We start from the raw sequence: 13,872 nt of genomic DNA on the forward strand, positions 1-13,872 counted from the left end.
ATCGCGCGCGAGCGCGCTCCCACTGACAAAGGTGTGCGCCACGGAAAGCAGAAGGCCCCGGTTTTGCCGGGGCCTTCGCTTTACTTCTTCTGGCGGAATGCGTTTTCGAGGAGGGCGCGGTCGAAGCCCTCGCCGGGGTCGCCGTATTGCGCGTAGCGGTAGAGCGCGGCGGCGTAGACCCCGTGCAGGGCGTTCTGGAAGAGGCTCAGCGCCACGAGGGCGATGATGCCGACGGCACCCACCGTGATCATCAGCGCCACGGAGTTCGTGGCGGCCGCGGCGACGAAGAGGCCGAAGCTCACGGCCATGACGCAGAACACCATCAGGCCACCCACGAAGCCGATGCCGGCGTTACCGATGATGTTCTCGCCCCAGGTGCGCTTCACCAGGCCGGCGCTGTCCTTCACGGCATCGACCGCGCCGACGTTCTGCGCGGCGAGCACGGGCACGACGAGGAAGGTGGCGACGGTCCAGCCCACGCCGAGCAGGCCGGCGACGATGCGGCCGACGAAGCCGGCGCGTTCCTGGATGGCGCGCAGGATCATGCCGACCGTGGCCGAGATGAGCGCGTAGCCGATGATCGAGGGCAGCTTGCTCCACGCGGCGCTGAGGCCGTCGTTGAGCGTGGGGTTGCCGCCTTCGAGGCGGATGAACGCGGCGGCGGCCAGCGCGGTGTTGAAGAAGATCACCACGCTGTACTGCGAGAAGTAGAACAGGAACGAGACGGCGAGGAACAGCGGCGACACATGGTGCCCGCCGTCTTCGAACCCGGTGCGGTGGCCGTGGTACAGCGAGAACACCGGCCACGCGAACGAGGCGATGACCACGAGCGAGGCCAGGCCCGCGAACAGCGGGAACAGCATCATTTCCTTGTCTTGGCGGAGGACGTTGGCGCTGGCTTTCATCAGCGCCCAACTGCGTGCGAACTTGCCCATGTCCTTTGGAACCCCTTGGGTTGGCGAATCGTGGCGACGTTTTAGCACCCCGCCCGGGGCGGGCGCCACCGCGGGAGGTCATGGGCAGCGGCCGGGAGGCTTTTCTGTGGGAGCGCGCTTGCGCGCGATGGGGGTTGCCGCAAGCCCATCGCGCGCAAGCGCGCTCCCACAAAGGTCGGTCGGGGGTTACAGATCGAGGGGCTCGACTGACAGGGGTTCTTTACCGGCTGGGAAGGCGGCCCACAGGGCGGCCATGGTTTCGCCGGTCACCGGGTGGCGCAAGCCCGGGGCGATGTCGGCCATGGGCTTCAGGACGAAGGCGTGGCGCAGCTCGCCGCGCGGCAGTTCCAGGTGCCCCGGGCCGGAGAGCACCAGGTCGTCGTACAGGACGATATCCACGTCGAGGGTGCGGCTGGCGTAGCGGTCGCCACCGCGGACGCGGCCGTGGCGGTCTTCCAGGGCATGCAGCCAGTCGTTCAGGGCCTCGGGGCCGAGGTCGCTGTCGAGGCCTACGGCCAGGTTGAGGAAGTCGGGGCCGTCGAAGCCGACGGCGCGGCTGCGGTAGACCGGCGATACCACGAGCGGCCCGAAGCGCGTCCGCAGCTCGGCCACGCCCGCCGCCAGCCACTTATCGGCGTCGATGTTCGAACCCAGGCTCAGGTAGGCGCGGCCCATCAGCGCTCCACGGCCGTCGCGTCACGCATGGCCACGATGGCCTCGCGCACGTCGCCACCCGACGGCTGCTGGAACGGCCGCAAGCCGAACTCGGGCAGGATGGCGATGAGGTGGTCAAAGATGTCGGCCTGGATGCGCTCGTAATCGAGCCATGCCACGGTGTTGGTGAAGCAGTAGACCTCCAGCGGGATACCCTGCGCGCCCGGGTCGCGCATGCGCACCATGCGGGTCATCTTGTCGTGGATATCGGGGTGGGCCGTGATGTAAGCCTCGGCGTACGCGCGGAACGCGCCGATGTTCGTCTGGCGCCGGCGGTTGGCCGGCAGCTTCGCGGGTTCGCCCAGCGCGTCGTTCCAGCGCTGGATATCCTCGCGCTTCTGCTTCAGGTAGGCGGCCAGCAGGTGGATCTTCGCGAAACGCTCCAGCTCGCCTTCCTCGAGGAAGCGCACGCAGGCGGCATCGACGTACAGCTCGCGCTTGATGCGGCGGCCACCACTGTCGGACATGCCACGCCAGTTCTGGAACGATTCGGCGATGAGCCGCCATGTGGGCACGGTGACGATGGTGCGGTCGAAGTTGCGCACCTTCACCGTGTGCAGGGTGATGTCGATGACATCGCCATCGACGCCGGCCGAAGCCATGGTGATCCAGTCGCCCACGCGCAGCATGTCGTTGGTGCTGAGCTGGATGCCGGCGACGAAGCCCAGGATGGTGTCCTTGAACACCAGCAGCAGCACGGCCGACATGGCACCGATGCCGGAGAGCAGCAGGGCCACGTTCTGGTGGGTGAGCCGCGTGACGACGACCACGATGGCGACGATCCACAACACCAGCTGGAATAGCTGCACCACGCCCTTGATGGAACGCTTGCCCGCCGGCGTGGCGCTGTAGAGCGATTCGAACGCGACCAGCGCGCGGCCCAGCGCGGCCATGACGCATACGATCATCCAGCACACGGCTACGTCACGGATGAAGCCGGCCCAGCTGTCCTCGTCCTTTACATCCAGGAACAGGGCGATGCCGTAGTAGACGACGATGGCCGGCAGCATGCGCGCCAGCCAGCGGAAGGCACCGAACTCGTACAGCGCATCGTCCCAGCGCCACGCGGTATGGCGCGTGGCGGCACGCACCACGCGGTGCAGGAACACGCGGCCCAGCAGGCCCACGAGATAGGCGACGACAAAGAGCCCGGCGATGGCGCCGAGGCGCTTCAGTTCGATGACGTGGAAGAAGTCGTCCATGGGTTACCGCTTGCGATGGCTCATGCCGGCCGCGTGCCGCGCTCGATGCGCACGCCCACGGCGCGGGCGCCACGCACGGCGCCGGGCTTCGACAGCTTCAGCCGCACCCATGCCACGCCGAACTCCTCGCGGACGATCTCGGCGCAGCGTTCGGCCAGCGTTTCGACGAGGCCGAAGCTAGAGCCTTCCACGTAGGCCTGCAGCCGCCTGGAGATCGACTTGTAGTTCAGGGTGTCGTTGATGTCGTCGGTGGCGGCCGGGCGGCGGTTGTCGAACGCCATCTCCAGGTCGAACGACAGGGTCTGCCGGATGCGGCGCTCCCAGTCGTAGATGCCGATGACCGCGTCGATGCGCAGGTCCTCGATGAAGACGATATCCATGGGGCCCGGGGTGCGAAGAAAGGCCCTACAGGGTAACGCGTGCGGCCGTGCCGGTGTAGGAGCTCACTTGTGAGCGACATCTTTTCGCGACAACGCCACAGGCCTTGTGACGATGTCGCTCGAGGGGTCGCTCACGGGGTGAGCTCCTACGAGGGCCGCGCTCAGGCCGCGGGCGGCAGCGTTTCCAGGCTCCAGCGCGGGAACACGTCGATGGTATCGCCCTGCTGCTGCCCGGCCGCGAGGCGGATGGCGCCGGCCAGGGCGATCATCGCGCCGTTGTCGGTGCAGAACTGCAGGCGCGGGAAATACACCCGGAAGCCGTCCTTCGCGCCAGCCTCGGCCAGTTGCTCGCGCAAGCGCTTGTTCGCGCCCACGCCGCCGGCGATGACCAGGCGCTTCGCGCCAGCGGCCTCCAGCGCGCGGCGGCACTTGATGGCGAGGGTGTCGACGATGGCCTCCTCGAACCCCCGGGCGATGTCGGCCCGGGTCTGCTCCGACTTATCGGAGGCCTGCCATGCCAGCAGCACCTGGGTCTTCAGACCCGAGAAGCTGAAATCCAGCCCCGGCCGGTCGACCATGGGGCGCGAGAAACGGAACTTGCCGGGGGTGCCCTGCTCGGCCAGCTTCGCCAGGGCCGGGCCGCCGGGGTACGGCAGGCCCATGAGCTTGGCGGTCTTGTCGAAGGCCTCGCCCGCGGCATCGTCCAGGGTATCGCCCAGGATCCGGTACTCGCCGATGGCCTTCACCTCCACGAGCATGGAGTGGCCGCCCGATACCAGCAGGGCCACGAACGGCGGCGCCGGCGGGTCATCCTCGAGCAGGGGCGCCAGCAGGTGGCCTTCCATGTGGTGGACGCCGATGGCCGGCACGCCCAGGGCCCAGGCCATGGCGCGGGCGGCCGAGGCACCCACCAGCAGGGCGCCGACGAGGCCCGGGCCGGCCGTGTAGGCCACGCCGCCGAGGTCGGCCGGGGTGAGGCCGGCGTCCTTCAGGGCCTGGCGCACAAGGGGCAGGAGCTTCCTGACATGGTCGCGGCTGGCCAGCTCGGGCACCACGCCGCCGTACTCGGCATGCAGGGCGATCTGGCTGAACAGGGCGTGGGAAAGCAGGCCACGGCCCGGTTTCTCCGGGTCCCAGCGGAGGAGCGCCACCCCGGTTTCATCACAGGAGGTTTCGACACCCAACACAGGCTTTGAATTTTTCGTTTCGATCACGTTATAATCCACGGCTCACCCGGGTAGACGGGTCAGTTTAAACAAGTGGAGTTTCCATGCCGAGCGTTAAAGTCCGCGAGAACGAGCCGTTTGAGCTTGCCCTCCGCCGCTTCAAGCGTACGTGCGAAAAGGCTGGCGTGCTGGCCGAAACGCGCAAGCGCGAATTTTACGAAAAGCCGACCCAGGAGCGTAAGCGCAAGCGCGCTGCTGCCGTGAAGCGCCACCTGCGCCGTCTGTCCCGCGACACGACGCGCCGGACCCGCATGTACTGATTGCCACCCGGCCTGTGTAGGGCCGGTGTTGGACCCGCGGCTGGCGCGTTCGCCCGCTGCCGCCGCAATCAGGCGGAAATCCCGAGCCGGCTCCGCCGAAAGGTGGGGCCGGCTTTTCGTCGTTCTGGAGGAAAAGCGATGAGCCTCAAGGCAAAGATCACTGACGACATGAAGGCCGCCATGAAGGGCGGCGAAAAGGACCGCCTGGGCGTCATCCGCCTGGTGCAGGCCCAGATCAAGCAGCGTGAGGTGGACGAGCGCATCGAGCTGGACGATACACAGGTCCTGGCCGTCCTCGAGAAGATGCAGAAGCAGCGCCGCGACTCCATCGACCAGTACGAAAAGGCCGGCCGTGACGACCTGGCCGCCGTCGAGCGCTACGAGATGGGTGTCATCGACGCCTACCTGCCCGCCAAGCTGGGCGACGCCGAGCTCGATGCCCTCATCGACGCCGCCGTGGCCGAAGCGGGTGCCACCTCGGCCCGCGACATGGGCAAGGTGGTGGCCCTGGTGAAGGAAAAGGCCGCCGGCCGCGCCGACATGGGCGCCGTGGCGGGCAAGGTCAAAGCCAAACTCACCTGACGCCCGCCCTTCTAGATGTGGGAGCGCGCTTGCGCGCGATGGGGTCTCCCGCAGACCCATCGCGCGCAAGCGCGCTCCCACAGTCGTTTTCCGCCCGGCTTACCGTTTTCACATAGGCCCCACGCAAGCGGCGCCATCCTTCCCGCCGCGGCAGGGGGAGCGTCCTCCGGCTCTTTCGGAGGGGAACCCCATGCTTAAGTACGCCATCATCTTCGGCATCATCGCGCTCATCACCGGCGCCCTCGGTTTCAGCAAGATCTCCGGCATCGCCGGCACCATCGCGAAGGTCTGCTTCGCCATCTTCCTGATCCTGTTCGTGATCGCCATCCTGGCCGTCGTCGGCATCTTCAAGATGGCGGTCTAACGGGCCGCCAAGCTCGTCGGGAAAGCGGTTGCGTGGCATCCTAGGCGACTGATGCGCGGCCGTATTCCCGACAACTTCATCGATGAGCTCCTGACTCGCGTCGACATCGTCGACGTGATCGAGCGGCGCGTGCCCCTGAAGAAGGCCGGGCGTGAGTGGACGGCCTGCTGCCCGTTCCACAACGAGCGCTCGCCCTCGTTCTATGTCAGCCCGGCCAAGCAGTTCTTCCACTGCTTCGGCTGCGGCGCCCATGGCAGCGCCATCAAGTTCCTGATGGACTACGATCGCCTGGAATTCCCCGACGCCATCGAGGAACTTGCCCAGTCGGTCGGCATGAAGGTGCCCTACGAGGGCGGCCGCGACGACAAGCCGCGGGAGGATCGCAGCGACCTCTACACCCTGCTCGACGAGGCGGCCAGCTTTTACCAGCGCGAGCTCGGCAACAGCGCCGAGGCCCGCGCCTACGTCGATCGGCGCGGGCTGGATGAGGAAACCCTCAAGCGGTTCCGCATCGGCTGGGCCCCGGCGGGCTTCGATGGCGTGCTGAAGGCCCTCGGCACCACCGATAACCGGCGCAAGCTGCTGAACGACGCCGGCATGGTGGCCAGCAACGAGCGCGGCAACCGCTACGACCGTTTCCGCGAGCGGGTGATGTTCCCCATCCTGGACCGCCGCGGCCGCGTCATCGCCTTTGGCGGCCGCGTGCTCTCGGCCGACCAGGGCCCGAAGTACCTCAACTCGCCGGAAACCCCGCTGTTCCACAAGGGCCGCGAGCTTTTCGCGCTGTGGCAGGTGAAGCAGGCCAACCAGACCCTCACCCGCATCATGGTGGTCGAGGGCTACATGGACGTCATCGCCCTGCACCAGGCCGGCCTGCCCATCGCCGTGGCCACGCTGGGCACGGCGACCACGCCCGACCACGCCGAGGTGCTGTTCCGCGCCGCTCCTGACGTGTACTTCTGCTTCGACGGCGACCGCGCCGGCCGCCAGGCCGCCTGGCGCGCGGTGGAGTCGATCCTGCCGCGCATGCGCGATGGCCGCCAGGCGCACTTCCTGTTCCTGCCCGATGGCGAGGACCCGGATTCCCTGGTGCGCAAGGAGGGCAAGGACGGCTTTGAGAAGCGGATGAAGGAAAGCGTGCCGCTGTCGGAGTATTTCTTCGACGAACTGGCCCGCGACGTGGATACCAGCCGCATCGACGGGCGGGCCCGGCTCGCCGAGCGGGCGCGGCCGCTCATCGCCAGGCTGCCCGACGGCGCCTTCCGCGATCTCATGGCCGATGAGCTCAAGCGCCGCACCGGCGCGGGGGCCACCTTCGAGTCCGAGGCCACCCCGCAGCGCAGCGCGGCCCCCAAGCAGGGCAATGTGCAGCGCAGCCTTGTCCGCAGCGCCATCACCCTGCTCATCGCCCAGCCCGCGCTGGCGCTGGAGGTGGAGCCGCCCTACCCGTTCCTGCGGCTCGACCGCCCCGGCGTCGACCTGCTCGCCGAGCTCATCGACGTGGTGCGCAACCGGCCCGATATCCGCCCCGCCGTGCTGGTGGAGCACTTCCTCGAACGCCCCGAATACAACGCCCTGCAGAAGCTGATGCAGGCCGAGGTCATCGGCGAGGCCGACATGCAGCGGGTGGAATTCCTCGACGCCCTGGAAGGCATGAAGCGCCAGGCCACTACCCAGCGCCGCGAGTTCCTTATCGCGCGCAGCCGCGAAGGCGTGCTCGACGACACCGAGAAAGCTGAACTGCGCGTCCTGCTGGCTGCCCGCGTCGCCCCGGGCGAGGCTGCCGCGGAATGATGCGCCGCACCTGCGGTGTCATGCGATCCATGGGATCATCGGGTTCTCGAAGCCCGAAGGACCCGGTCGTGGCCGGACAAGCCAAAGCCTGATGGAACTGCTCAATAGCCTGGTCGACGTCTTTGGGCGGAACGGCTACATCGCCGTGTTCTTCGCCCTGATGCTCTGCGGGGCGGGCATCCCGCTGCCCGAGGACATCACGCTCGTCGCCGGCGGCATCATCACCGGCCTGGGCTACGGCGACGTCCACACCATGGTGGGCGTGGGCATGGCCGGCGTGCTGGTGGGCGATTCCACCATGTTCCTGCTGGGGCGCCACTTCGGCGGCCGCATCATGCGCTGGCGCTTCGTCGCGCGCCTGCTCACCCCCGAGCGCTACGCCAAGGTGCAGGAAAAGTTCGAGCGCTACGGCAACCGCCTCATGTTCGTGGCCCGATTCCTGCCCGGCATGCGCACCGCCGTCTTCATCACGGCCGGCGCCACCCACCGCGTGGGCTTCCTCCGGTTCCTCCTCCTCGACGGCATGGCCGCGGCCATCAGCGTCCCCATCTGGGTCTACCTGGGCTACCTGGGCGCGCACAACCACGAGTGGCTGGCCATGTGGATCCGCCGTGGCCAGGCCGGCATCTGGTTCGCCGTGGCCGCCGCCGTACTCGTCGTCGGCGTGATCTGGTGGCGCCGCAAGAAGGCGGAAAGCCGCTGCGGCCAATCCACCCCGCCGAAGAACCTGGGTTCGCGGCTGCATGGGAATGACGAACGCGGTTGAGTATTTTCGCGGCCTGGGTTGGCCTGCATGCGCCGCGCAAAAGACCTACACGGATTGATGAAAGGCCCTACAGCGTATGGAGCCCGTTAAGGGCGAAGATCCCGTCCACGGTGCAGCTGACATGCACACGGAGGACACAGTGGTCGCTCAACTCGCCATACCCAGTTCGAAGTTCGAGTGGTTCCCTCGTATTCACACGACCGATGAGGTCAGGGGCACCGTCACCTCGCTCACCAAGCGCGGCAGTAGCCATCATCTCCACCTGTGCGACTTCAACCTTCGCAACATCCGGGTCCTCGTCCGCAGCGACGATCTCGCCGCAAAGCTTGAATCGCGCGTCCAGACCGGCATGGTCGGCGTGCAGGTCATGGGTCGCTGGGAGCGAACCGAAGCGGGCTGGCTGCCTATCAGTGATGAATGCGAGGCCATCTCTTTCGTTGCGCTGAAAGAAGGCAGCATCGCCGATTCCCTTGACCTCCTCACGTCGATCGCTTGCGACGGCTGGAATGCCCTCGACGACCCGATCGCCGAGTGGAAGAAGCTGAGGGGCTGCGAATGAACCCGGTCCCGAAGAAGGTTCTTCTGGACGCGAATTTCCTCATTGATTGGAAAGACGCGTCGACGGACATTAACGTCCGCGCGCGAGCTCAGACGCTTATTGCAAGACTGATTGCCGCTGGCTCGTGCGTCGTGATCCCGACGCCTGCCCTTGCCGAGTTCCTTTGCAGGGCGAATTGCGAGGGGCTCGCCAGCGTGCTCGCGCTCACGACGGACGCCAGCACCATGATCGCGTCGTTCGACTTCAAGGCGGCATTCGAACTGCATCTACTTCACCGCGCCGGCGCTTACCTTGGCGACAAGAAGGACGGCGTCGACGAACCGTGGCAAAAGATCAAGTTCGACCGTCAGATCGTTGCTATCGCGCGTGCCAACCAATGTGATTTGATCGTCAGCGCTGATCGAAGCGTCAAAGCCGCTGCGCTACGCATCGGCATCGCCGCTGCATCGATGGAAGACCTCCATACCGCCACATTCCCCCGGCGCCGCGGCGTTTCGGTCTGCGAGCCGGGCGGCGCTTGGCGGGCTGCCTGATCACGTCAGCCCAGCGTCTACAAGCGAATTACCCCACGCTCCCCAACTCCCCCATCAACCACTCCCGGAAAATCGCCGTCTCCTCCTGGGCCCCCGCCTCACGCGACACCGCCAGGTAGTAGCTATGCCGCAACGGCACCTCGACCGGCACCGGAGCGGCCAGGCGCCCGGCCGCGAGGTCGTAGGCCACCAGCAGATCCTGCGCCAGGGCCACGCCCTGCCCCTCGATCGCCGCCTGCAGCATCATCGTGCCGTCGCCGAAGCCCATTTCGCGCGAGATGGCGCCGGGTTCCACGCCCACCTGCTCGAACCACTGGTCCCAGCTGGCGATGGCCACGGCGCGGCGACCGGGGCGTTCGTGGAGCAGCAGGTGCTGGAACAGGTCGGCGGGCGTGGCAATGGCCTCGGCCACCCGCGGCGCGCATACCGGCGTGTAGCCGGTCGTCACCAGCAGGTCCATGCCCTCGCCGATGCGGTCGTCGATGGCGAGGTCCCAGCCCGCGTCGCCCCCATCGGTCACCACTTCGACGGCGATATCCGGGTGGCGCGCGAAGAACCGGAACAGCCGCGGCACGAGCCACTTCGTACCGAACGTGGGCGGCACCGCCACCCGCAACGAGGCGTTCCGCTGCCCCATGACCTGGTCGGTGGCATGCTGCAGCGCACGAAACGCGTCCCGGATACGGGGAAAATAATTCTCGCCCGCCGCCGTCAGGCTGAGCTTGTTGTTGCTTCGCACAAAAAGCAGCGTGCCGAGGTAGGCCTCCAGCAATTTGACTTGGGCACTCACCGCGGCGGCTGTCAGCGACAGTTCCTCGCCCGCTTTGGTGAAGCTCAAATGCTGCGCCGCAAGCTCGAACACACGCACGGCGTTGAGGGGGAGCGAGCGCTTCATCGCGGAGTCATCAAGAAAAATTTGGGGTAAGCCCGAAGAAATTCTAGTTTGCCTGCCTTGCACGGCGCCGCCAAGAATCCGGGTGGCCTAGCGAACGGATCTTCGATGAACACCCTCACCATCGACACCGGCACCACCAATACCCGCGTCACCGCGTGGCGGGATGGCCAGCCTGTCGGCCAGGCCGCCACCCAGGTGGGTGTGCGGGATACGGCCATCACCGGTAGCACGCGCAAGCTGGAAGAAGGCCTGCGCGACACGATCACGGCGGCGCTGGCCGATGCGAAGCTGGAGCGTGCCGATATCGGCCGCGTCCTGGCGTCGGGCATGATCACGTCGAACGTGGGCCTGTGCGAAATCCCCCACGTGCCGGCTGCCGCCAGCGCCGACGACCTGGCGAACGCCATGCGCGAGGCACTGGTCGAAACCGTGTGGCACCAGCCCATCTGGTTCGTACCGGGCGTGCGCAACAAGGTCGACCACATCGGCCTGCACAACTGCGAAGCCATGGACATGATGCGCGGCGAGGAGACCGAATCGTTCGCCCTGGTCGAGCGCCTGGCGATCGACGAGCCCACCGTCATCGTGCTGCCCGGTTCGCACAGCAAGTTCGTGAGCATCGACGAGAAGCAGCGGATCGATGGCTGCGTCACCACCCTGGCCGGCGAGCTGCTCCACGTCATCTCGCACGACACCATCCTGGCCGGCTCGCTGAAGGAAGGCTTCGCCAGGCGCATCGACCCGGAAATGCTGCTGGCCGGCGCCGCGTCGGCAAAAAAGATCGGCCTGGGCCGTGCCTGCTTCAGCGTCCGCATCCTCGACCAGTTCGCGGTGTACGACGCCAATGCGCGCGCCAATTTCCTTTTGGGGGCGGTGCTCGGCTCCGACCTCCTCACCCTCAAGAATTCCAGCGCGATCCGGATGAGCCCGGGCACGCGCTTCGTCGTCAGCGGCAAGCCGATCCTGCGCGAGGCCATCGCCCGCCTGGTGGAAGGCGACGATTTCTTCTCCGGCACCATCACGGTGCTGGGCGATGACGAGCAACGCGACCTGGCCGGATACGGTGCGATCACCATCGCCCGCCGCCGCGGCTTGCTTGATTAACTGCTGCACACTCGAGGAGGGACCGCATGAAGAACAAGATCGCCGTGGGTTTCAAAGCCCTTGCGCTGGCCCTGGCCCTGACCGCCAGCCCCGCGTTCGCCGCCGATGACCCCGTCAAGATCGGCTTCGTCGTCAAGCAGCCCGAGGAACCCTGGTTCCAGGACGAATGGAAGTACGCCGAGCAGGCAGCGAAGGAGAAGGGCTTCACGCTGGTGAAGATCGCCGCGCCAGACGGTGGCCAGGTGCTCACTGCCATCGACAACCTCAAGGCGCAGCACGCGCAGGGCTTCGTCATCTGCACGCCTGACGTGAAGCTCGGCCCGTCCATCGTCGCCAAGGCGAAAATGAACCGCCTTAAGCTCATGACCGTGGATGACCGCCTCGTCGACGGCTCGGGCAAGCCCATCGAGGCCGTACCGCACATGGGCATCTCCGCCAGCAAGATCGGCGAGCAGGTGGGCCAGGCCATCGCGGACGAAATGAAGAAGCGTGGCTGGAAGCCGGAAGAAACCGGCGCCCTGCGCATCTCGTACGACCAGCTGCCGACCGCGAAGGACCGTACCGACGGTGCGATCACCGCGCTGACGGCCGCGGGCTTCCCGAAAGCCAACGTGGTGAACGCGCCGCAGGCGAAGACGGACACCGAGAACGCCTTCAACGCCGCCAACATCGCCATCACGCAGAACCCGAAGTACAAGCACTGGGTCGCGTTCGGCCTGAATGACGAAGCCGTGCTGGGCGCCGTGCGTGCCGCCGAAGGCCGTGGTTTCCGCGCCGACAACATGATTGGCGTCGGCATTGGCGGCAGCAAGTCGGCGCTGAACGAGTTCGCCAAGGCCGAGCCCACGGGCTTCTTCGGCAGCGTGCTGATCAGCCCGAAGCGCCATGGCTATGAAACCTCGGTCGACATGTACGAGTGGATCAAGAACGACAAGGCCCCGCCGCCGCTCACGCTTACCACCGGCCGCCTGGTCACCAAGGCCAACGCTGGCGAAGTGCGCAAGGAAATGGGGCTCTGATGACCATGGCCACGACCGCGCCACGCCTGGAATTCCGCCATATCGGGAAGACCTTCCCGGGCGTGCGCGCGCTCGGCGACGTGGGCTTCAGCGTGCGCGCCGGCAGCGTGCACGGCCTCCTCGGTGAAAACGGGGCCGGCAAGTCCACGATGATGAAGATCCTCGGCGGGGAGTACATCCCCGACGAGGGCGAGGTGGCGATCGACGGTGAGGTCATGCACTTCCGCAAGGCCGCCGACGCGATCGCCGCCGGTGTCGCCGTGATCCACCAGGAGCTTCAGTACGTGCCCGAGCTCTCCGTCATGGAGAACCTGCTGCTCGGGCGGCTGCCCACGCGCTTCGGCCTCGTCGACCGCCGCGCCGCGCTGAAATGGACCCGTGAGCGCCTCGATGCGCTGGGCGTGGACCTCGACCCGCGCGCCCGCCTCAAGTCGCTCTCGATCGGCCAGCGGCAGATGGTGGAGATCGTGAAGGCGATACTGCGCGACGCGAAGATCCTGGCCCTGGACGAGCCCACCAGCTCGCTGTCGCACCGCGAGACCGAGGTGCTGTTCCGCCTTGTGAACGACCTGCGCGCGCAGGGCAAGGCCATGATCTACATCTCGCACCGCCTCGATGAGATCTTCGAGCTGTGCGACGCGGCCACCATCTTCCGTGACGGCCGCAAGGTGGCCGATTTCGACACGCTGGAAGGCGTCACCCGCGATACGCTCGTGCAGCGCATGGTGGGCCGCGACATCGGCGACATCTTCGGCTACAAGCCGCGCGAACAGGGCGAGGTGCGCCTGGCCGTGAAGGGTGTCACCGGCCGTGCCGTGCAGCAGCCCGTGAGCTTCGAGGTGCGCGCGGGCGAAATCGTCGGCTTCTTTGGCCTGGTGGGCGCGGGCCGCTCCGAGATCATGCGCGTTGTGTACGGTGCCGACCGCCGCCTCGGTGGCGACGTGACCGTGGACGGGCGCGCGGTGAAGGCCTCGCACATCCGCGACGCCATCCGCAGCGGGCTGGTGTTCTGCCCCGAGGACCGCAAGGAAGACGGCATCATCGGCGTGCGCTCGGTCTCCGAGAACATCAATATCAGCGCACGGCGCAACCACCTCACGGCGGGGCTGTTCGTCAACGACCGCAACGAGGCGCGCACGGCCGACACCTACATCGAGCGCCTGCGCATCCGCACGCCCCACCGCAAGCAGGAGATCCGCCTGCTATCCGGCGGCAACCAGCAGAAGGCCGTGCTGTCGCGCTGGCTGGCCGAGAAAGACCTGCGCGTGCTCATCGTCGACGAACCCACCCGCGGCATCGACGTGGGCGCGAAGAACGAGATCTACAACGTGCTGTACGAGCTGGCGGCCCGCGGCGTCGCCGTGGTGATGATCTCGAGCGAGCTGCCCGAGGTGCTGGGCGTGGCCGACCGCGTCATCACCATGTGCCGAGGCCGCATCACCGCCCAGTTCAACCGTGGCGAAGCGAACGAGGAGAACGTCCTCGCCGCCGCGCTGCCCGAAGGCGCCAGCGCCACCCCCATGAGGAATGCTTGAAGCC

General features: G+C 67.0%; 16 protein-coding genes. 10 read left to right on the forward strand and 6 right to left on the reverse strand.

All coding sequences use genetic code 11. The annotated features are described in order from the left end of the window. Positions 1–80: 80 nt before the first annotated feature. From VI08_RS10910 to tsaD, 5 genes are all read right to left on the reverse strand, one after another. Positions 81–935 carry a DUF6159 family protein gene (locus tag VI08_RS10910; RefSeq protein WP_045829623.1) on the reverse strand — a complete coding sequence of 285 codons (855 nt, stop codon included), beginning with the start codon at positions 933–935 and terminating at the stop codon, positions 81–83. A 186-nt stretch (positions 936–1,121) separates the two neighbouring features. Next, on the reverse strand, positions 1,122–1,610 hold the full coding sequence (gene folK, locus VI08_RS10915; RefSeq protein ID WP_045829624.1) for a 2-amino-4-hydroxy-6-hydroxymethyldihydropteridine diphosphokinase: 489 nt from the start codon (positions 1,608–1,610) through the stop codon (positions 1,122–1,124). Next, positions 1,610–2,851: a mechanosensitive ion channel family protein gene (locus VI08_RS10920; protein WP_045829625.1), complete on the reverse strand. Its 1,242-nt coding sequence runs from the start codon at positions 2,849–2,851 to the stop codon at positions 1,610–1,612. The genes folK and VI08_RS10920 overlap by 1 nt, the downstream gene beginning before the upstream one ends. A gap of 20 nt (positions 2,852–2,871) precedes the next feature. Next, complete coding sequence (gene folB / locus VI08_RS10925) at positions 2,872–3,231, reverse strand: dihydroneopterin aldolase (RefSeq protein WP_045829626.1); 360 nt, start codon at positions 3,229–3,231, stop codon at positions 2,872–2,874. Positions 3,232–3,392: 161 nt separating this feature from the next. Further along, the gene (gene tsaD, locus VI08_RS10930; protein WP_045829627.1) at positions 3,393–4,418 is read right to left on the reverse strand and encodes a tRNA (adenosine(37)-N6)-threonylcarbamoyltransferase complex transferase subunit TsaD; all 1,026 of its coding nucleotides are present in this window, start codon (positions 4,416–4,418) and stop codon (positions 3,393–3,395) included. A gap of 83 nt (positions 4,419–4,501) precedes the next feature. Here tsaD and rpsU point away from each other — a divergent pair, with 83 nt between their 5' ends. The 7 genes from rpsU to VI08_RS10965 all read left to right on the forward strand — a co-directional run bounded on the left by rpsU (position 4,502) and on the right by VI08_RS10965 (position 9,315). Next, entirely contained in the window at positions 4,502–4,717 is a 216-nt protein-coding gene (gene rpsU, locus VI08_RS10935; protein ID WP_029213735.1) for a 30S ribosomal protein S21, read from the forward strand. A gap of 138 nt (positions 4,718–4,855) precedes the next feature. Next, positions 4,856–5,299 carry a GatB/YqeY domain-containing protein gene (locus VI08_RS10940; RefSeq protein WP_045829628.1) on the forward strand — a complete coding sequence of 148 codons (444 nt, stop codon included), beginning with the start codon at positions 4,856–4,858 and terminating at the stop codon, positions 5,297–5,299. A gap of 190 nt (positions 5,300–5,489) precedes the next feature. Next, the gene (locus tag VI08_RS21340) at positions 5,490–5,663 is read left to right on the forward strand and encodes a DUF1328 domain-containing protein (RefSeq protein WP_045829629.1); all 174 of its coding nucleotides are present in this window, start codon (positions 5,490–5,492) and stop codon (positions 5,661–5,663) included. 51 nt (positions 5,664–5,714) lie between these two features. Then, positions 5,715–7,457, forward strand: a complete 1,743-nt coding sequence (gene dnaG / locus VI08_RS10950) for a DNA primase (protein WP_045829630.1) — start codon at positions 5,715–5,717, stop codon at positions 7,455–7,457. A gap of 91 nt (positions 7,458–7,548) precedes the next feature. Further along, positions 7,549–8,223 carry a DedA family protein gene (locus tag VI08_RS10955; protein WP_045829631.1) on the forward strand — a complete coding sequence of 225 codons (675 nt, stop codon included), beginning with the start codon at positions 7,549–7,551 and terminating at the stop codon, positions 8,221–8,223. Positions 8,224–8,344: 121 nt separating this feature from the next. Continuing rightward, on the forward strand, positions 8,345–8,782 hold the full coding sequence (locus VI08_RS10960) for a hypothetical protein (protein WP_157006640.1): 438 nt from the start codon (positions 8,345–8,347) through the stop codon (positions 8,780–8,782). Then, positions 8,779–9,315 carry a PIN domain-containing protein gene (locus VI08_RS10965; RefSeq protein ID WP_045829633.1) on the forward strand — a complete coding sequence of 179 codons (537 nt, stop codon included), beginning with the start codon at positions 8,779–8,781 and terminating at the stop codon, positions 9,313–9,315. The genes VI08_RS10960 and VI08_RS10965 overlap by 4 nt, the downstream gene beginning before the upstream one ends. Positions 9,316–9,343: 28 nt before the next feature. On the opposite strand, the gene VI08_RS10970 is transcribed toward VI08_RS10965, so the two are convergent. After that, positions 9,344–10,210, reverse strand: a complete 867-nt coding sequence (locus VI08_RS10970; RefSeq protein WP_045829634.1) for a LysR substrate-binding domain-containing protein — start codon at positions 10,208–10,210, stop codon at positions 9,344–9,346. A gap of 105 nt (positions 10,211–10,315) precedes the next feature. On the opposite strand from VI08_RS10970, the gene VI08_RS10975 reads away from it, so the two are divergent. The 3 genes from VI08_RS10975 to araG are packed head-to-tail and all read left to right on the forward strand — an operon-like array spanning position 10,316 to position 13,868. After that, positions 10,316–11,314 (forward strand): 2-dehydro-3-deoxygalactonokinase, encoded by a 999-nt coding sequence (locus VI08_RS10975; protein WP_045829635.1) that lies wholly within the window; start codon positions 10,316–10,318, stop codon positions 11,312–11,314. 26 nt (positions 11,315–11,340) lie between these two features. After that, entirely contained in the window at positions 11,341–12,333 is a 993-nt protein-coding gene (locus VI08_RS10980; RefSeq protein ID WP_045829636.1) for an arabinose ABC transporter substrate-binding protein, read from the forward strand. Continuing rightward, positions 12,333–13,868, forward strand: coding sequence for an L-arabinose ABC transporter ATP-binding protein AraG (gene araG / locus VI08_RS10985; protein ID WP_232309526.1), 1,536 nt, complete (start codon positions 12,333–12,335; stop codon positions 13,866–13,868). Before VI08_RS10980 ends, araG begins: the two co-directional genes overlap by 1 nt. The last annotated feature ends 4 nt before the right edge of the window (positions 13,869–13,872 follow it).

The sequence above is a fragment of the Luteibacter yeojuensis genome (assembly GCF_000964085.1).
Lineage (GTDB): Bacteria > Pseudomonadota > Gammaproteobacteria > Xanthomonadales > Rhodanobacteraceae > Luteibacter > Luteibacter yeojuensis_A.